General features: G+C 44.4%; 18 protein-coding genes. 11 read left to right on the top strand and 7 right to left on the bottom strand.

Annotated features, from left to right (window positions below; genetic code table 11):
* The first annotated feature begins 163 nt into the window (after positions 1–163).
* From frdA to frdD, 4 genes are read left to right on the top strand one after another with little or no spacing between them, the layout of a single operon-like run.
* Positions 164–1981 (top strand): fumarate reductase (quinol) flavoprotein subunit, encoded by a 1818-nt coding sequence (gene frdA, locus L3V25_RS16005; RefSeq protein ID WP_237296455.1) that lies wholly within the window; start codon positions 164–166, stop codon positions 1979–1981.
* Positions 1982–1983: 2 nt separating this feature from the next.
* Positions 1984–2745, top strand: coding sequence for a succinate dehydrogenase/fumarate reductase iron-sulfur subunit (locus L3V25_RS16000; RefSeq protein ID WP_237296454.1), 762 nt, complete (start codon positions 1984–1986; stop codon positions 2743–2745).
* 1 nt (position 2746) lies between these two features.
* The gene (gene frdC, locus L3V25_RS15995; RefSeq protein ID WP_027697935.1) at positions 2747–3130 is read left to right on the top strand and encodes a fumarate reductase subunit FrdC; all 384 of its coding nucleotides are present in this window, start codon (positions 2747–2749) and stop codon (positions 3128–3130) included.
* A 10-nt stretch (positions 3131–3140) separates the two neighbouring features.
* Positions 3141–3503: a fumarate reductase subunit FrdD gene (gene frdD, locus L3V25_RS15990; RefSeq protein ID WP_237296453.1), complete on the top strand. Its 363-nt coding sequence runs from the start codon at positions 3141–3143 to the stop codon at positions 3501–3503.
* A 392-nt stretch (positions 3504–3895) separates the two neighbouring features.
* Here the strand turns inward: frdD and efp are convergent, their stop codons facing one another.
* Complete coding sequence (efp, locus tag L3V25_RS15985) at positions 3896–4462, bottom strand: elongation factor P (protein WP_089124600.1); 567 nt, start codon at positions 4460–4462, stop codon at positions 3896–3898.
* A gap of 32 nt (positions 4463–4494) precedes the next feature.
* Between efp and epmB the strand changes: the two genes are divergently transcribed.
* The 4 genes from epmB (at position 4495) to L3V25_RS15965 (ending at position 7289) form a co-directional block, all read left to right on the top strand.
* Positions 4495–5571, top strand: coding sequence for an EF-P beta-lysylation protein EpmB (gene epmB, locus L3V25_RS15980; protein WP_237296452.1), 1077 nt, complete (start codon positions 4495–4497; stop codon positions 5569–5571).
* A 12-nt stretch (positions 5572–5583) separates the two neighbouring features.
* On the top strand, positions 5584–6525 hold the full coding sequence (locus tag L3V25_RS15975; protein WP_237296451.1) for a LysR family transcriptional regulator: 942 nt from the start codon (positions 5584–5586) through the stop codon (positions 6523–6525).
* Positions 6526–6769: 244 nt separating this feature from the next.
* On the top strand, positions 6770–7012 hold the full coding sequence (locus L3V25_RS15970) for a type II toxin-antitoxin system ParD family antitoxin (RefSeq protein ID WP_105902535.1): 243 nt from the start codon (positions 6770–6772) through the stop codon (positions 7010–7012).
* The gene (locus tag L3V25_RS15965) at positions 7005–7289 is read left to right on the top strand and encodes a type II toxin-antitoxin system RelE/ParE family toxin (protein WP_237296450.1); all 285 of its coding nucleotides are present in this window, start codon (positions 7005–7007) and stop codon (positions 7287–7289) included. The genes L3V25_RS15970 and L3V25_RS15965 overlap by 8 nt, the downstream gene beginning before the upstream one ends.
* Positions 7290–7420: 131 nt before the next feature.
* Here L3V25_RS15965 and L3V25_RS15960 read toward each other — a convergent pair whose 3' ends face one another.
* Entirely contained in the window at positions 7421–8407 is a 987-nt protein-coding gene (locus L3V25_RS15960) for an MDR family oxidoreductase (protein ID WP_237296449.1), read from the bottom strand.
* 328 nt (positions 8408–8735) lie between these two features.
* Here L3V25_RS15960 and L3V25_RS15955 point away from each other — a divergent pair, with 328 nt between their 5' ends.
* Complete coding sequence (locus tag L3V25_RS15955) at positions 8736–9263, top strand: MgtC/SapB family protein (protein ID WP_237296448.1); 528 nt, start codon at positions 8736–8738, stop codon at positions 9261–9263.
* 100 nt (positions 9264–9363) lie between these two features.
* Here the strand turns inward: L3V25_RS15955 and L3V25_RS15950 are convergent, their stop codons facing one another.
* Positions 9364–10830 carry an ATP-binding cassette domain-containing protein gene (locus tag L3V25_RS15950; RefSeq protein ID WP_237296482.1) on the bottom strand — a complete coding sequence of 489 codons (1467 nt, stop codon included), beginning with the start codon at positions 10828–10830 and terminating at the stop codon, positions 9364–9366.
* Positions 10831–11028: 198 nt separating this feature from the next.
* Here L3V25_RS15950 and L3V25_RS15945 point away from each other — a divergent pair, with 198 nt between their 5' ends.
* The gene (locus L3V25_RS15945; protein WP_237296447.1) at positions 11029–11406 is read left to right on the top strand and encodes a hypothetical protein; all 378 of its coding nucleotides are present in this window, start codon (positions 11029–11031) and stop codon (positions 11404–11406) included.
* A gap of 245 nt (positions 11407–11651) precedes the next feature.
* Here L3V25_RS15945 and groL read toward each other — a convergent pair whose 3' ends face one another.
* A complete protein-coding gene (gene groL, locus L3V25_RS15940; protein WP_237296446.1) occupies positions 11652–13286 on the bottom strand; it encodes a chaperonin GroEL in 1635 nt (544 codons plus the stop codon).
* Between the two features lie 62 nt (positions 13287–13348).
* On the bottom strand, positions 13349–13639 hold the full coding sequence (locus tag L3V25_RS15935; protein WP_027697946.1) for a co-chaperone GroES: 291 nt from the start codon (positions 13637–13639) through the stop codon (positions 13349–13351).
* Positions 13640–14008: 369 nt separating this feature from the next.
* On the opposite strand from L3V25_RS15935, the gene L3V25_RS15930 reads away from it, so the two are divergent.
* Positions 14009–15358: an MATE family efflux transporter gene (locus L3V25_RS15930; RefSeq protein ID WP_237296445.1), complete on the top strand. Its 1350-nt coding sequence runs from the start codon at positions 14009–14011 to the stop codon at positions 15356–15358.
* 323 nt (positions 15359–15681) lie between these two features.
* On the opposite strand, the gene cysE is transcribed toward L3V25_RS15930, so the two are convergent.
* Both cysE and gpsA read right to left on the bottom strand, forming a co-directional pair.
* On the bottom strand, positions 15682–16503 hold the full coding sequence (gene cysE, locus L3V25_RS15925; protein WP_237296444.1) for a serine O-acetyltransferase: 822 nt from the start codon (positions 16501–16503) through the stop codon (positions 15682–15684).
* A 388-nt stretch (positions 16504–16891) separates the two neighbouring features.
* Positions 16892–17914: an NAD(P)H-dependent glycerol-3-phosphate dehydrogenase gene (gpsA, locus tag L3V25_RS15920; RefSeq protein WP_027697949.1), complete on the bottom strand. Its 1023-nt coding sequence runs from the start codon at positions 17912–17914 to the stop codon at positions 16892–16894.
* Between the last annotated feature and the right edge of the window lie 229 nt (positions 17915–18143).

Here is an 18143-nt window from a genome sequence, read left to right as displayed (position 1 = left end):
CTACCACTTTAGGGTAGCAAAGTGCCTATTTACCCCTGTCAGATCAATTTATTATTCATCATTATTTCCTACACTTATGGCGCACAAAATTTATAACTACTATTTTTCCAATCGTGCTCGTGAAACAAAGCTCTTATGAGCACACCTACTCTGGAGGATAACTGTGAAAGTCATAACCACAGATATCGCAGTCATCGGCGCTGGCGGCGCTGGTTTACGTACTGCAATTGCGGCAGCAGAAGCAAACCCTGAACTTGAAATTGCACTGATTTCAAAAGTGTACCCTATGCGTTCACACACGGTTGCTGCCGAAGGCGGTTCAGCAGCAGTTATCAAGGAAGAAGACAGCTTAGATAATCACTTCAACGATACCGTTGGTGGTGGTGACTGGCTATGTGAACAGGATGTTGTTGAATACTTCGTAGCAAACTCAACCCGTGAAATGATCCAAATGGAGCAATGGGGTTGTCCATGGAGCCGTAAAGAAAATGGCGATGTAAACGTTCGTCGTTTTGGTGGCATGAAAATCGAGCGTACTTGGTTTGCGGCCGATAAAACTGGCTTCCATATGCTACACACACTTTTCCAAACCTCTATTAAATATTCAAACATCAAACGCTTTGATGAGTACTTCGTAGTTGACCTCTTAGTCGACGGTGAAGATGACGCAAAAGAAGCGCAAGGCATCGTAGCCATTCACATGTCTGAAGGTGAGTTAGTCGCGATCAAAGCAAAATCAGTGGTACTTGCTACTGGTGGTGCAGGCCGTGTTTACAACACCAACACCAATGGCGGTATCGTAACCGGCGATGGTATGGCGATGGCTTACCGTCACGGCGTACCTCTACGTGATATGGAATTTGTTCAATACCACCCAACCGGCCTACCAGGTACAGGTATCTTGATGACCGAAGGTTGTCGTGGTGAAGGCGGTATTATCGTCAACAAAAATGGCTACCGTTACCTACAAGATTACGGCATGGGCCCTGAAACGCCAGTGGGCGAGCCTAAGAACAAATACATGGAACTTGGCCCACGTGACAAAGTTTCTCAAGCGTTCTGGCATGAACAACAAAAAGGCAACACCATCAAGCACCCACTTGGTGATGTGGTGCACTTAGATCTTCGTCACCTAGGTGAAGAATACCTACAAGAACGTCTACCGTTTATCTGTGAGCTAGCAAAAGCTTACGTCAACGTTGACCCTGCGAAAGAGCCAATTCCAATTCGTCCAACGGTTCACTACACCATGGGTGGTATTGAAACCAATGGTCAATGTGAAACTCGCATTAAAGGCCTATTCGCAGTTGGTGAATGTGCGTCTGTTGGCCTACACGGTGCAAACCGCCTAGGTTCAAACTCTCTGGCTGAATTTGTGGTATTTGGTCGCGTCGCGGGTGAACACGCCGCTGAACGTGCTAAAGAATTCAAAGGCTGGAATGAAGACAACATCCAACGTCAAATCAGCGATGTAGAAGCTCGCATTCAAGCGCTATTAGATAATGATGGCACTGAAAGCTGGTCTGATATCCGCACAGAAATGGGTCACACCATGGAAGCGGGTTGTGGTATCTACCGTAAAGAAGACTTGATGCAAGCGACTATCGATAAGCTAACTGAGCTTAAAGCGCGCTACAAGAAAGTGGGCATTAAAGATAAAGGTAAAGTGTTCAACACTGACCTACTTTACGCTATCGAAGTGGGCTACGGCTTAGAAGTGGCAGAAGCGATGGCACAATCAGCTATTCGTCGTAAAGAGTCTCGCGGTGCACACCAACGTTTAGACGAAGGCTGTACCACTCGTGACGATGAGAACTTCTTGAAGCATACGCTATCTTTCTACCAAGAAAACGCTGCTCCTGTGATCGACTACAACTCTGTTAAGATCACTAAGTCTCAACCGAAAGCTCGCTTGTACGGCGCAGCGGCTGATGAAGCTGCCGCCAAAGAAGCTGCTGAACAACAAGCGCAGGAGAAATAATAATGTCTGCGACTCCCGATCTACAACAAAAGCAACGAATTCAGAAAGTTAATATTCTGCGTTACAACCCGGAAACCGATAACGAACCGTATCTACAAACGTTCGATGTACCTTGTGATGACACTACATCCATCCTAGATGCGATTGGTTACATCAAAGATCACCTAGACAAAGATCTGTCTTACCGTTGGTCTTGTCGTATGGCAATCTGTGGTTCATGCGGCATTATGGTTGATAACGTACCAACGCTGGCTTGTAAGAGCTTTATGCGTGACTACCCAACTGGCGTGACCATCGAGCCTCTTGCTAACTTCCCTATCGAGAAAGATCTTATCGTTGATATGACCCCTTTCATCGAACGTTTGGAAGCGATCAAGCCATACATCATTGGTAACGACCGCAAACCAGAAGACGGCACCAACAAGCAAACTCCAGCGCAAATGGCGAAATACAAACAATTCGCTGGCTGCATTAACTGTGGTCTTTGCTACGCGGCTTGTCCTCAATTCGGTCTAAACCCTGAGTTCATCGGTCCAGCAGCGTTAACTCTGGCACACCGTTACAACTTAGATACCCGTGATAACGGTAAAGCTGAGCGTATGAAACTTATCAACAGTGATAATGGCGCTTGGGGCTGTACCTTTGTTGGTTATTGTTCAAAAGTGTGTCCAAAACACGTTGATCCAGCCGCAGCGGTAAACCAAGGGAAAGTGGAATCTTCAATGGATTTCGTGATCTCTATGTTCAAATCTGAGGAGATCTAGAATGAGCAATCGTAAGCCTTACGTTCGTCCTATGAATCGTACTTGGTGGAGCAAGCATCCGTTCTACCGTTTTTACATGGTTCGTGAAGCAACGGTACTGCCGTTAATTCTATTTACCTTGTTCATGCTTTGCGGTCTAGCAAGCTTAGTGAAAGGCCCTATGGCTTGGGTAGAGTGGCAACACTTTATGCAAAACCCACTAGTGATCGCGATTAACATCGTGGCATTAGCCGGTAGCTTATTCCATGCGGCAACCTTCTTTAGCATGATGCCACAAGTGATGCCTATCCGTTTAGGTGGCAAATTAGTAGAACCGAAAATGATTATTGCCGCACAATGGGGCGCAGTTGCTGTGATCTCACTGATTGTATTGGCATTGGTGTAGGAGAGAAGAAATGATTAATCCAAACCCAAGACGTTCTGATGAGCCAATCTGGTGGTCACTATTTGGTGCTGGCGGTACTTGGTTTGCCATGATCACGCCAGTAACGGTTTTAGTACTGGGTATCTTAATGCCACTAGGTGTGTTTGATGCGGGCAGTTTTAACTTTGTGCGCGCCCATGCCTTTGCAAGTAGCATTATTGGTGGCCTATTTATTATCGCCTCAATTGCACTACCAATGTGGCATGCAATGCACCGTGTTCACCACTGCATGCACGACCTAAAATTCCACACTGGAATCGTTGGTAAAATTGCTTGTTACGCAGCGGCAGCGATTGTCTCTGTTCTCGCGATTGCTTATATTTTCTTACTGTAAGTAAATATCGTTAATAGATTGAAAAGCCGGCATTTTGCTGGCTTTTTTTGTTTTAGAAATAAGAACTCGATACTCGTTGCTCGGGCGCTTTGCTTCTCGTAACTCGAAAAAAAAGTCGTCATCCTGAAAAGCGACGAAGGAGCGCAGTTCAGGATCTCCCAAAGGTACGCTGAAGAATTAAGGTTTTTAATAAGTCACATGTTGTTGGAGATCCTGAATCTTCTTCGCTTAGGCTCATGTTCAGGATGACATAGTTTTATTTCATTTCTCGTTAATAGTGACTAATAACTTTATTCCCTTAACAAAAAACGGGCCGCTGAAAATTCAGCGGCCCGTTTGCCATTCTTCGAGCTACGAGCAGCGAAGCGCCCTAGCTACGAGAAACGTAAATCTTACTTAACACGACCAACATATTCGCCAGTACGCGTATCCACTTTCACTACTTCACCAATCGCGATGAATAGTGGAACGCGAACTACTGCGCCAGTGCTCAATGTTGCAGGCTTACCGCCCGTACCTTGAGTGTCACCTTTAAGGCCAGGATCGGTTTCTGTTACTTCAAGCTCAACAAAGTTTGGCGGAGTCACAGAGATAGGGTTATCATTCCACAACGTTAGAGTACAAACGTCATTTTCAACTAACCACTTAGCCATATCGCCGACTGCTTTCACGTCTGCTGCAATTTGCTCAAAGGTTTCGTTGTTCATGAAATGGTAGAATTCACCATCGCTATATAGGTAACCTAGTTCTACATCAACTACGTCAGCCAGTTCAAAGCTTTCACCTGACTTGAACGTTTTCTCTAACGTTTTTCCAGACAAAAGTTTGCGAAGCTTAACGCGGTTAAACGCTTGCCCTTTACCAGGCTTAACGTATTCATTTTCGATGATTGAGCAAGGCTCATTATCCAACATGAATTTTAAACCGCCTTTGAATTCATTGGTGCTAACTGTCGCCATGATTTCCTCTATTATTCTTCGAGTTCAATTTAATGCCCGATATGATAACCCGAAAAGTCATTTCTGTTGAGCAAAAGTGGCGTAAAACCTCGCCAAATGCCCGACAAAATGATCCAACTCGACAAAATTCTTGGTTAACCGAATTAGCACAGGCGATTTCCGATCCCATGCAATTGCTTGAGTTATTGGAAATCGATCCTACGCCGTGGTTATCGGGATTGAAAGCGCGCCAGCTATTTGCCCAACGCGTCCCTAGAAGTTTTGTCGATAGAATGGAAAAAGGCAATCCGCACGATCCTTTATTACGCCAAGTGTTGCCTTTAAATGAAGAATTTGAAGTGCATGACGGATACTCAACCGATCCGCTAGATGAGCAAGACAACGTGCTGCCCGGCTTATTACATAAGTACCGCAGCCGAGTACTGATGATCGTCAAAGGGGGTTGCGCGATTAACTGTCGCTACTGTTTCCGTCGCCACTTTCCCTATCAGGACAACAAAGGCAATAAAACCACTTGGCAGCAAAGCCTAGACTACATTGCTGCGCATCCTGAACTCGATGAAGTGATTCTGTCTGGCGGCGATCCATTAATGGCTAAAGACAGTGAATTGCAGTGGCTTATCGAAAATATCGCTCAAATCGAACACATCAAAACGCTGCGAATTCATAGTCGTTTACCAGTAGTGATCCCATCACGCATTACTGATGACTTATGCCAAACCCTCCAACACACTCGCTTAAATGTCGTGATGGTGACGCATATTAATCACGCCAATGAAATAGATGATGAACTAAATGCTAGCTTAAACAAGTTACGCCAAGTTGGTGTGCACTTACTTAATCAGAGCGTATTATTAAAAGGCATTAATGATTCAGTCGAGGCTCAAGCAGCATTAAGCCACGCTTTATTTAATGCCGGTGTTCTACCTTATTACTTACACTTGCTGGATAAAGTACAAGGCGCGGCTCACTTTTATGTGTCAGATGAGAAGGCGAGACAAATTATGTCGAAATTGCTCAAACAAGTATCAGGCTACCTAGTTCCTAAACTGGCACGAGAAGTGGGTGGTGAAGCGAGTAAAACCCCCATCGATCTTCATTTATCTTAATAAGGCAGCATTATGGAATTGGAAGATATTTACCGCCGCGATCTTAACTTGCTTATTGCCTTACGAGTATTAATTGAAGAAGGCTCGGTGAGTAAAGCAGCCCAGCGTTTAAACTTGAGCCAATCTGCGATGAGCCGGGTTTTAGGTCGCTTGCGAGTGTTACTCGACGATCCTTTGTTTACTCGCCAAGGGCAACATCTCATTCCCACTCAGAAAGCCTTGGATTTTAATCAATCGCTTACTCAACCACTTGAGAATATCCGCGATATTTTATCTCCTCAAGAATTTGAGCCTCAAGAGTGTCGCCAAAAATTCACCATCGCTACTACTGATTATGCGATGCAAACCATTCTACCGTTTGCTTTGCCGCGTATTTATCAAGAAGCACCGAACCTGCAACTTAAGCTCGTTCCGCTGCAACATAATAACCTCGTCCACCAGCTGACAACCCAAGGTGCCGATATCGCAATCTGCCGCCCGACTTATTCGGTAGCGCCGCTGCACAGTGATATTCTCGGCAAAGTCAGCGTCTTTTGCTTATTGTCGAGTCACCATCCACTAGCCAATGTTGAACTGACATTGGATGATTATCTCAATAGTCGACATGCGATGATTGCGATTAGTGATGGGGTTAAAGCTCTAATTGATGAAGCGCTTTCTGACTACCCTAGCCCTAATTTGGTTCTACGCTCTTATCATTTAGAAGCGGCATTAGCGGTAATGGATACTCTACCTTTGATTGTCACTGTGCCCGCCGATCTCGCCTACCTAGTGGCAAAGCGCTACAACCTAGTGATTAAGCAACTACCTTTTAACTTAACCCCATTCGATTACTCGTTAATTTGGCATTCTCGCTGTGATCATGCCGCCTCACAACAGTGGCTCAGAGGAGTATTAAAGCAAGAGTGTGGTAAGTTAATTGCAGAAAGGATTAAAGTGATGGGGATAGAGTAAAGAGTTCCTGGTCCCTAGTTTCTAGTTTCTAGTTTCGGGGAAAAGATGATCGAGTCTCGTGGCTCGGGCGCTTTGCTGCTCGTGACTCGAAAAGAAATAAAAGTCCCTAGATCCTAGTTCCTAGAAAGAGCGAGTCGAGATCGCTATTGCTTTCACATACTACCCACAGCAAAACCTCGTCCAAATAGCATAATTTTTAATCTATGATAAACTTTGTGTGAATAGTTAACACAAGGTAAATCCCATGGGACGAACAACAAGTGTCACAATCGGTGAATCACTCAATAGCTTTATTGAGCGCATGGTACAAAGTGGTCGTTACGGCTCAACCAGTGAAGTAATGAGAAGTGCCTTACGTTTATTGGAGCAGCAAGAAAACCAACAAAATATGCTACGCAATGCAATTGAGGAAGGTGAACAAAGTGGTGAAAGCAACTTATCTTTAAAGCAGATCGCTGCGCAGCGCAAGGCTAAGTTGAGTGTATAAATTATCAAAAAAAGCCGAAGAAGATTTCGGGACAATTTATGAATACACTTGGTTAAATTTTGGTGAAGATCAGGCGGATGACTACACCGATGATATGGAACACTGCTTACTTATTCTATCTGAAGCGCCTTTACTTGGCCGCGATTACAGTGAACTTAAACAAGGAATAAGAAGGCATGATTATAAAAAACACGCCATTTTCTATCGAATAAGAGAACAGGATATTTTCATTCTTCGCATTTTACATCAACAAATGAACCCTATGCTTCACCTATAAAAAAAAGCCAAGCAGCGACTCATGTCAAAGCACTGCAAGGCTTTATAATCAATTAAATACATTACTATTTTACTTTTCTCATTGCTCAAAAAACCAAAATCGAGTAACGAGAAACGAACAAGCGTAGCGCTCTAGCCTCGGACGTTAACCACGACACGACCAGTCACTTGACCATTAGTAATGTCTTCTGCGTATTGTGGTACTTCTTCTAAAGTAATTTCTGAACAGGCTTGTTCAAAGTAACTTGCTGGAAGGATCTCAACCAATTTATTCCACGCGGCAATACGTTTTTCTGCTGGGCAATTGACCGAATCGATACCTTGTAGACGCACATTACGTAAGATGAAAGGCATCACCGTTGTTGGTAGATCAAAACCAGCTGCTAGGCCACATGCAGCCACGGTAGAATCGTAATCCATTTGAGCCAACACTTTAGCGAGAACTTTACTACCTGCAGTATCAATCGCTCCCACCCACACTTGTTTTTCAAGCGGACGAGCTGGTTCTTCAAATTCTGAACGGTCAATAATACGAGATGCACCACGCGCTTCAAGCCAAGGGCCATTGGTTTCTACACGTCCAGTTACTGCCGCGACTTTATAACCAAGTTGGCTTAATAAAGTGACAGAAACTGAGCCCACGCCACCACTTGCGCCAGTCACTAGGATCTCACCATCTTCTGGTTTTACACCCGAATCTAAAATAGCTTGTACACATAGCATGGCAGTGAAACCAGCAGTACCGATCATCATAGCTTGCTTAGGATCAAAGCCTTGCGGTAATAGCACTAACCAATCGGCTTTTAAGCGTGCTTTTTCAGCCATGCCGCCCCAATGGTTTTCACCTACGCCCCAACCCGTTAGAACCACTTTATCGCCTTCAGAGTAACGATCATCTTGAGACTCTAAAACCGTACCGGCGAAATCAATGCCAGGCACCATTGGAAAGTTACGAATAATTTTGCCTTTACCTGTTACGGCTAGGCCATCTTTGTAGTTAATTGAAGAGTAATCAACCGCAACCAGTACTTCACCTTCCGGCAATTGACTTTCATCGAGTGTTTCAATGTTTGCGATTGTACGTTTGTCTTCTTGGTTAAGAACTAAAGCTTTAAACATAACATCTCCAACGTGTGGGTTAGCAATTCGACTTAATATGCTGGCAGTATAGGTAATAAACCTTAATAAAAACAGTGATAACAACGCATACAGATCATGCGCAAAACGCATACTTAAATTAATTACTAATGTGTTTTTAGCATTATAAATAAAGTCCTTATAAGCGACTAATGAGCAATCTACGATAGAAAGCATTTACCTTAGAGATAAAAAAATATCATCAACAATCAACTAGATCTCGAAGCCAAAAATCGTCATATTCCACTTTCTTGCTACGCCTCTTTTATCATTAATTTCATTCATCTTATTTAAGGAAAAATCTCCATCAATGAATCCGGTATGGCTTAATATTGAACCCTTTGATTGGTGGTCTCTCGCTGCCTGTGCAGTTAATGGCACTTTAATTGGCTTGGAGCGTCAGCTTCGTGGCAAACCGGTCGGTATTCGCACCGCGATATTAATCATTTCCGGTACTTATTTATTTATGGCGATGGCGGTCTCTCTGTCTCCTAACACCCTCGACCAAGCACGAGTTCTCGGGCAAATTATTACCGGCGTTGGTTTCTTAGGCGCAGGCGTGATGATGACGATGGACGGCAAAATTCATGGTGTGACTTCTGCGGCGGTAATTTGGGTTCTTGCGGCATTAGGATTAATGATCGGCCTTGGTCATGAAACTCAATCCATTATTTTTACCGCGTTAGCCCTCGGCGTTCTACTAGGGGTAGATAAGGTAGAAAAGAGCTTTCAAAGCCTACGTCGCGGCGTACATCAAACGATGCAAAAACGTCGTCGCCCTAAGACGATTAATATGAATCGGGTGATAGTGAAAGAAGAGCAAAGCAGCGAAGATTAAATTGAGACAAGGTTTGTCTATACCTAATACGTCCAACATACCCACGTAACCTCTAATTCAACATACCGGGGTTACTGGGTATAAACGTTTTATGAGCATATCAAAGCGTTTTTATTTCTACTTGGTATCCCATCTCTGAGCTGCCAACAAAGTCCACATAGTTACGGATCGCCGGCAGTGCATCATCGCTATGATGAGAGACATACAAAATCTGACTCAAATTCTCTTCGGCGATCATATTAAGAGTATTCATCACCAGCTTACGATTAATGAAATCTAGGCCTTGATAAGGTTCATCGAGAATTAATAACACTGGCTGCTTAATCAATGCGCGCCCAATTAATAGCAATCGCTGTTGGCCATAATCGAGTTGTTTAAAGCTGGTTTTCTCAAATTGACTCATATGTAAAATTGCCAGCCAATCTTTGGCTAAATCCATCTGCTTTTTACTTGGTTTTTGATAGAGCCCTATCGAATCAAAGAAACCGGAAAGCAATACTTCTATGGCGCTGCAATTGACCCGATACTGCAAATGTAAGGCAGATGACACAATGCCGATTTGCTCTTTTACCTGCCAAATTGTTTCGCCACTACCGCGAGGCTTGCCAAACAAGGTTATATCATTGCTATAGCATTGTGGATGGTCACCAAGAATCAAACCGAGCAAGGTACTTTTTCCGCAGCCATTCGGGCCACGCACTTGCCAATGTTCACCATTATTAATTCGCCAATTCACCTCTTTGAAGATCAAACCATCGGTGTATTCGACTTTGCCATTTTTAAGCTCCACTAGAGGATCGGGATATTTGGCTTGATAACGCTGCTGCTTAATGAGATCAAGTACTTGCTGACTACGTTGCTGCGAGAGAGCATTGAGTTGGGCCATGACAGGGTGCTCATGCCATTCGCTGATAGTCATAGAATCACTTAGGTGATGAATGATGTTGCTAGCCTTATCTACTTCTACATTAAACATCGCCACATGGGTAATGCAGTCTGGTAGTTCATCTTCACGGGAAGTAATGATTAACAATTGAATCGACGTCGAAAGGGTTTGCAGTAATTGGGATAATTGTTGCTGATGGTCAATATCGAGTCCTGCGTAAGGTTCATCGAGCACTAGTAATTCTGGCTCAATTGCCAAAGCTCGGGCCAACATGACCCGACGAGTTTCTCCAGTAGAAAGCTGACGAAAACCTCGCTGACGTAGATGAACTAGATCGGTTAACGCTAACAAATTCTCTAGCTGTTCAGAGTCGCTGCACACTTCCGACACCAGTGATTCGACACTCGAACCGTAGTCCAAACGATCCATAAAATCCGTGTCATCATCGGCTAATTCTTTTTCGAGCAACTGCTGTTGAAGATACAAAGAAACCCAGCCCACTTTTTTAGGTCGGCCTTCAATCACTGCATGCTCTAGTTTGAGATCGCCGGCTAACAAACGACCAAGCAAAGATCCGGCATGACTATAGGTTGAAAATATCCCCCAATGTTGCCCGGTTTCCATCTTCCAATCATCAATTTTCAACCCATAACAATTATCAATAAGGTTTTTTATCTGCATCGCCAAAATAATTTCATCCCTATAAAAACACACACCAACACAGCACGCACAAACAAAAAATTAACACAAAAAACACATCATTGAACTATCTTTTATTAATCGCTAAATCAAAGCAATAAATGACATTAATTTTACATACCTCCTTATTTTCGGAGTAAGTTACCCCTCATTATCTACTCAAATACAAAGGTATTTATCATGTTAAAACGCACTCTAGTACTATCTCTTGCTCTTGCTTCTACTTTTGCTTCTGCTGCAACGCTTACAGATAAGCAACAGCAAAACATTGATGATATCAACGCTCAACTACAACAAGTTGAAGCAACAGCCGCTTCAAACATCGACTCTCTAACTAAAGATCTTGATGCAGCAACAGAGAAAAAAGACCAAATGAAGCTTAACGCTCAAATCAAATTAAATGAGCAAGCAAAAGCGAGCGCTGAAAGACAACAAAAACAAATGGAAGAGTTCACAGCTAAAGTTGAAGACTTAACTGATGACCAAGTAAAAGACATCCAAAACAAAATGGATGAAATGAAAGAAAAAGCAGACAAAATCGCAGAAGACCTAAAATAAGTCGCGATGTAAGCTAAACAATTATAACAAGCTATCCCCTTGCACTAATGAAGTGTGAGGGGATTTTTTTGCTTGCGATTCGGCCTCGGTAGGTAATCAACCTCAACCATAGTTAATAGCAACGCTTAATAAAAATATGCTTAAAAACGATAAGAAAAAAGGCTCACAACCTAAGCTGTGAGCCTTAATATCTTTCTCTATATATGTTGATCTATGAGAGATTTAGATAGCTAGTGATCGGTTGATCACATCATGCCACCCATACCGCCCATTCCACCCATATCAGGCATTGGAGCAGCATCTTGTGGCTTGTCTGTTACCATTGCTTCTGTGGTGATCATAAGACCCGCAACCGATGCAGCGAACTGAAGTGCTGAACGAGTTACTTTAGTTGGATCCAAAATACCCATTGCAATCATATCGCCGTATTCGCCTGTTGCCGCATTGTAACCGTAGTTACCTTCGCCAGCGCGAACATTGTTAGCAACCACTGATTCTTCATCACCTGCGTTCTTCGTGATTTGACGAATTGGTGATTCCATTGCGCGAAGTGCTACGCGGATACCCACATTTTGCTCTTCGTTGTCACCTTCAAGGCCAACCACTTTAGAAGCTGCGCGAATCAGAGCAACACCACCACCGGCAACAATACCTTCTTCAACCGCAGCGCGAGTTGCGTGAAGAGCATCTTCAACACGGTCTTTTTTCTCTTTCATTTCAACTTCAGTTGCTGCGCCAACTTTGATTACCGCAACACCGCCAGCCAGTTTCGCTACACGCTCTTGAAGTTTTTCTTTGTCGTAGTCAGACGTTGCATCTTCGATTTGTTGACGAATTTGCGCGACACGACCTTGAATCATTTCTTCTTCACCAGAACCATCAATGATAGTGGTGTTTTCTTTAGTGATCGTCACACGCTTCGCTTGACCTAGATCTTCAAGTGTCGCTTTTTCTAACTCAAGACCGATTTCTTCAGAGATAACCGTACCTGCTGTTAGAACTGCGATGTCTTGTAGCATGGCTTTACGACGGTCACCGAAACCAGGTGCTTTAACGGCAGCTACTTTCACGATACCGCGCATGTTATTCACAACGAGAGTCGCTAATGCTTCGCCTTCTAGATCTTCTGCGATGATCAATAGTGGACGAGATGCTTTTGCAACTGCTTCAAGCGTTGGAAGCAATTCACGGATGTTTGATACTTTCTTATCAACCAAAAGGATGAATGGATTGTCGAGATCCACGCTACCCGCTTCTTGGTTGTTGATGAAGTAAGGCGATAGGTAGCCACGGTCAAACTGCATACCTTCTACTACGTCTAGCTCATCTTGTAGCGCTTGGCCTTCTTCAACAGTGATAACGCCATCACGACCTACTTTTTCCATCGCTTCAGCAATGATTTTACCTACTGAGCTATCTGAGTTAGCAGAGATAGTCGCCACTTGCTCGATTTCAGTGCTGCTTGAACAATCTTTAGAAAGTCCTTTTAGCTCTTCAACTGCAGCTACTACTGCTTTGTCGATACCACGCTTAAGATCCATTGGGTTCATACCCGCAGCAACCGCTTTTAGACCTTCAGTGATGATAGATTGCGCAAGAACCGTTGCAGTCGTGGTACCGTCACCGGCTACATCGTTTGCTTGAGAAGCGACTTGCTTCACCATTTGTGCACCCATGTTTTGGAATTTGTCTTCCAATTCAATTTCACGAGCCACAGACACACCATCTTTAGTGATAGTCGGTGCGCCATAAGATTTGTCTAGTACAACGTTACGACCTTTAGGGCCTAATGTTACTTTTACCGCGTCTGCTAGGATGTTGACACCTTCTAGCATTTTAATTCGTGCGTCATTACCAAATTTAACGTCTTTTGCAGCCATGTTTGTATTCCTTATAAAATCTATTGAATGCTTTGGTTTTGAATTCAGAAGTTGGCGCTTGCTTACTCTACAATTGCCATGATGTCGTTTTCAGACATGATGAGTACTTCTTTACCATCGATTTTTTCAGACTTAGTGCCATAGCCTTCTGCAAAGATCACAGTATCACCCACTTTTACGTCAAGCGCTTGAACTGTGCCATTTTCTAAAATACGACCTTTGCCGACAGCTAGAACTTTGCCGCGTGTTGATTTTTCCGCAGCTGAACCAGTTAATACGATGCCACCAGCAGACTTTGATTCTACTTCTTGGCGCTCAACGATAACTCGGTCATGTAAAGGACGAATGTTCATCTGTGCATCTCTCCTGATTAGATGTTCATAGAAAAATTAAAGACACCGATCTATTTGTATCGGTCTGCTTGAATATGTTGGGGGGCTAACAGCAAAACCCAAGGGGCTAGGCGAAAAAAATTGTGATGGGGATCAGAATAAAGAAAGTTGTGATAGCCTAGAACGCTTCGCTCGAGAGCCGGGTGCGCTACGCTTCGAGACGCGAAAAGCAGAGCGAGATCGTTTTTAATCTTTTCGGCTCCCGAGTGAAACGTCCCCGAATCCCGGATTCCCAAGCGAAGTGTCCCCGCAACCCGGCGCTCGCTTTACCCTAGTCACAAGTAACAAAAACCCTTATCCTAACCACTTCATCATCAGCGAATCATTTCCATGCAAGATAAACACGGCTTATTGACTGGCCCTATTCCCCAAGTATTACAAACCATGACCTTACCTATGGTGGTTGGGCTATTGGCGATCTTAACCTTCAACCTAGTCGATACCTTTTTTATCTCACTGCTTGGTACTCACGCGCTTGCCGCGATCAGCTTTACCTTCCCTGTCACTTTTGGTGTTAGCTGTATTACGCTAGGTATTGGCATGGGTTTATCCGCCAATGTTGGTCGCTTACTTGGTCAAGGTGATACTCGTAATGCGGCGCGCTTTTCCACTCATGGACTTATTCTCGCCATATTATTAGTCACTCTTGCCTCTACGCTTGGTTTGCTGACTATCGAGCCACTATTTCGTATGCTCGGTGCAACGGATGATTTACTTCCGCTAATCAAGCAGTACATGCAAATTTGGTACTTCACCATTCCACTATTAGTCATTCCGATGGCAGGTAATAGTGTCATTCGCTCAACGGGTGATACCAAGACGCCAGCCAAAATAATGATGACTGCGGGTCTAATTAATGGCGTACTCGATCCATTGCTGATTTTCGGTTACGGCCCATTTCCGGAATTAGGCATTCAAGGCGCAGCCATTGCCAGTGCGGTCAGTTGGTTCGGCGCTTTATGTGCTGCGCTATATATTTTGATCAAACGAGAAAAACTATTAGCGCCGCCACAAATTAAGCGAATTTGGCAAGACTGGATTCAGATACTAAAAATAGGTACACCAGCGGCTTTTTCAAGTGCTATGAACCCACTTTCAGGTGCGGTATTAATGATGATGCTCGCCAGTTTCGGTAATGAAGCCGTCGCCGCCTATGGAGCCGCGCAGCGAGTAGAGTCGATTATGATTATTGTCTTGATGTCGCTCGGTTCAGTACTCACGCCATTTATTGCCCAGAATATCGGGGCCAATAATCAAGAGCGTAGCTTTAGTGCTTTATTCCTTGCGATGCGGTTTGCGGTCATTTTTCAATTTGGACTCTTTATCTTGATGGTGCCACTCAGCATGCCAATCGCCTCAGTCTTTAGCCAAGAGCAAAGCGTACAAGATTTCTTATGGCACTTTTTGATTGTGGTGCCGATAAGCTATGGTTTCCAAGGAGTAGTGATGATGTTAGTCAGCTGCTTAAATGCTATGCACTTGCCAGTAAAAGCCTTCCTATGGAATTTCTCGCGCTTGTTTATTTTTACTCTACCTTGCGCTTGGTTAGGCAGCTTAATGAGTGGCGTCGAAGGGTTGTTTATCGGTATTGCAGTTGGCAATGTGATTGGCGGGATGCTGGCGTATGGGTATGCGGTGAGGATGAGGAAAAGTTCCTTGTCCCTAGTTTCTAGTTCCTAGGAAAAGCAAATACGTAGCTCGGGTATCGGACGCTACGCTGCTCGTGGCTTGGAAAAGATAAGAGCAAAAGCAATATAGGAATTCAAGAGAGCTCGTCATCCTGAACATGAGCCTAAGCGAAGAAGATTCAGGATCTCCTACAGTCGATGACTCACTCAAAAAGCCTATGACTATCAGAACGCTTTGAGAGATCCTGAACTGCGCTCCTACGTCGCTTTTCAGGATGACGACGACCAGTTAGCGATCGCGGTTACACGCAACTCGTTACCGTCTTTTAATCTCTTCGGCTCTCGAGCGCAGCGTCCCCGAAGCCCGGCTCTGTTCTAAATCCCCGCCCCATCAACAAGCTTATGACCATTACCGTTAAACGCTTGATCCATATCTTCTGATGGTTTGTCGCTTTGTGGACGACCGACAATTTTAGCAGGAACACCTGCCACTGTAGTGTGAGGCGGAACCGCTTGTAGTACGACAGAGCATGAACCAATCTTCGCGCCTTCACCCACTTCAATATTGCCAAGAATTTTCGCACCTGCGCCAATCATCACGCCTTCACGGATCTTAGGATGACGATCACCACATTCTTTACCAGTACCGCCAAGTGTCACATCTTGCAGGATAGAAACATCATTTTCGACCACCGCGGTTTCACCAATCACAATACCAGTGGCATGATCGAGCATGATGCCTTGACCAATACGCGCTGCCGGGTGGATATCAACCTGACAGGCGACTGAAATCTGATTTTGAAGATAAGTTGCTAAGGCGAAACGACCCTGCTTCCATAGCCAATTCGCCACGCGATAACCTTGTAGCGCGTGGTAACCTTTCAGGTATAACAGAGGCGTCGAATACATAGAAACAGCTGGATCTCGGTTTACAATCGCACAAATATCACAAGCCGCGCTGTCGGTGATAGAAGGATCATCTTTAAATGCTTCTTCTACCACTTCACGTACCGTCATCGGTGGCATAGTCGCGGTTCTTAACTTATTGGCTAAGATATAGCTCAGCGATGCGCCGAGACTATCGTGATTAATGATCGTCGAGTGATAAAAGCTTGCTAACATCGGCTCTTGTTCCGCCTGACGTCTCGCTTCATCAACAATTGTATTCCAGACTTTTTGTTTTTCGCAGTGTTTCATATATGTTCCTAGATACTGGTCCCTAGTAAAACTCGGATTTCGTCTATCGGGTGCTTCGCTGCTCGTGGCTCGGGTAAAGTTCCTAGTCCTAGTTCCTGATTTCTAGGAAGAGTTGCTCCGCGATCGCGTTTCAGCTTAACCCAACAGCCAATAGATAACGCAATCACGTTAGGAGATCCTGAACTACGCTCCTACGTCGCTATTCAGGATGACGAGTAACGTCTAACGATCGCTGTTACACGCAACTCGAAACACGTAACTCGCTACCGTCTTTTCGGCTCTGGAGCGAAGCGTACTCGAAGCTCGGAGCACTCTTTCGCTTTTTCGAGTTACGAGAAGCGAAGCGGCCTAGCAACGAGATACGGGATAGAAAACCGCGGCTCGCTATTTACCCTTCCGCTTTCTTCTGTCTTGCTAACAAATCTTGCGCGGCGAGACGGGCATCTTTTCCTTGATACAGTACTTGATAAATTTGTTCAACAATCGGCATTTCAACACCCATTCTGTCGGCTAGTAGCCAAACTTCTTTGGTGTTTCGGTAACCTTCCACCACTTGGCCAATTTCAAGCTGCGCGGTATCGACATCTTTACCTTTACCTAGTGCTAAGCCAAAACGACGGTTACGCGATTGGTTATCAGTACAAGTCAGCACTAAGTCACCTAAGCCAGCCATTCCCATAAAGGTTTCTGGTTGAGCGCCTAATGCTGCGCCTAAACGACACATTTCGGCAAGACCGCGAGTAATTAATGCGGTACGAGCATTGGCACCAAAGCCAATACCATCGGACATTCCTGCGCCAATCGCAATGACATTCTTCACAGCGCCACCAAGTTGCATGCCCGTAAAGTCATTATTGGCATACACACGAAGAGATTTACTGCAGTGAATGGTTTCTTGAAGATCTTTAACAAACTCAGCATCTGGTGACGCGACCGCAATCGCAGTCGGCATACCTGCCGCTAATTCTTTAGCAAATGTCGGCCCCGACAATACTGCAAGAGGTATTTGATCGCCGAGCACGTCATGCGCGACATCTTTTAACAAGCGTCCGGTTTCAGGCTCTAAACCTTTGGTTGCCCAGCAAATACGAGTATCACTACGCAAATGAGGCTTTAAATTGTTTAATACGATACCAAATACATGACTCGGCACGACCACCAGCAAATCTCGACTCGCGGCAACCGCTTTCGACAAATCCGATTCAATAATCAATGACTCTGGAAAATCAATGCCAGGTAGAAACTCTTCATTAGAACGGTCTTGCTCTAAAGCCGCCATATGCGCAGGCTCATGCCCCCATAAAATCACTTTAGAGCCATTACGTGCTAAAGCAATCGCTAACGAAGTACCGTATGAACCAGCACCGATCACTGTCATTACGACATCATTATTGGCAGTTGAATTTGTCATGGTGAGACCTTTAAATAGTTAATAGCGTTGCTCGAGCGCTTCGCTGTTCGTTACTCGTATGTCGAAAAAGACAAGAGGATAACTTTGCTATTACACGCAACTCGTCATACGAAGCAAGCTGCTTTTGCTGCATGTTACATAAACACTTCATGTACGAGAAAAGAGCATTCGAATCACGCAAGGAAATCCTGAACTACGCTCCTACGTCGCTATTCAGGATGACGAATAA

Origin of the sequence: Vibrio sp. CK2-1, assembly GCF_021726515.1 — a bacterium.
GTDB lineage: Bacteria > Pseudomonadota > Gammaproteobacteria > Enterobacterales > Vibrionaceae > Vibrio.
The sequence above is the reverse complement of the archived record's forward strand: the minus strand, read 5'-3'. Positions and strand labels throughout refer to the sequence as shown.

Bases quoted from the DNA above. Each gene is read 5' to 3' on its own strand.
- L3V25_RS16000 (WP_237296454.1), top strand. From the start codon at position 1,984: ATGTCTGCGACTCCCGATCTACAACAAAAGCAACGAATTCAGAAAGTT.
- frdC (WP_027697935.1), top strand. From the start codon at position 2,747: ATGAGCAATCGTAAGCCTTACGTTCGTCCTATGAATCGTACTTGGTGG.
- frdD (WP_237296453.1), top strand. From the start codon at position 3,141: ATGATTAATCCAAACCCAAGACGTTCTGATGAGCCAATCTGGTGGTCA.
- efp (WP_089124600.1), bottom strand. From the start codon at position 4,462: ATGGCGACAGTTAGCACCAATGAATTCAAAGGCGGTTTAAAATTCATG.
- epmB (WP_237296452.1), top strand. From the start codon at position 4,495: ATGCCCGATATGATAACCCGAAAAGTCATTTCTGTTGAGCAAAAGTGG.
- L3V25_RS15975 (WP_237296451.1), top strand. From the start codon at position 5,584: ATGGAATTGGAAGATATTTACCGCCGCGATCTTAACTTGCTTATTGCC.
- L3V25_RS15970 (WP_105902535.1), top strand. From the start codon at position 6,770: ATGGGACGAACAACAAGTGTCACAATCGGTGAATCACTCAATAGCTTT.
- L3V25_RS15960 (WP_237296449.1), bottom strand. From the start codon at position 8,407: ATGTTTAAAGCTTTAGTTCTTAACCAAGAAGACAAACGTACAATCGCA.
- L3V25_RS15955 (WP_237296448.1), top strand. From the start codon at position 8,736: ATGAATCCGGTATGGCTTAATATTGAACCCTTTGATTGGTGGTCTCTC.
- L3V25_RS15950 (WP_237296482.1), bottom strand. From the start codon at position 10,830: ATGCAGATAAAAAACCTTATTGATAATTGTTATGGGTTGAAAATTGAT.
- L3V25_RS15945 (WP_237296447.1), top strand. From the start codon at position 11,029: ATGTTAAAACGCACTCTAGTACTATCTCTTGCTCTTGCTTCTACTTTT.
- groL (WP_237296446.1), bottom strand. From the start codon at position 13,286: ATGGCTGCAAAAGACGTTAAATTTGGTAATGACGCACGAATTAAAATG.
- L3V25_RS15935 (WP_027697946.1), bottom strand. From the start codon at position 13,639: ATGAACATTCGTCCTTTACATGACCGAGTTATCGTTGAGCGCCAAGAA.
- L3V25_RS15930 (WP_237296445.1), top strand. From the start codon at position 14,009: ATGCAAGATAAACACGGCTTATTGACTGGCCCTATTCCCCAAGTATTA.
- cysE (WP_237296444.1), bottom strand. From the start codon at position 16,503: ATGAAACACTGCGAAAAACAAAAAGTCTGGAATACAATTGTTGATGAA.
- gpsA (WP_027697949.1), bottom strand. From the start codon at position 17,914: ATGACAAATTCAACTGCCAATAATGATGTCGTAATGACAGTGATCGGT.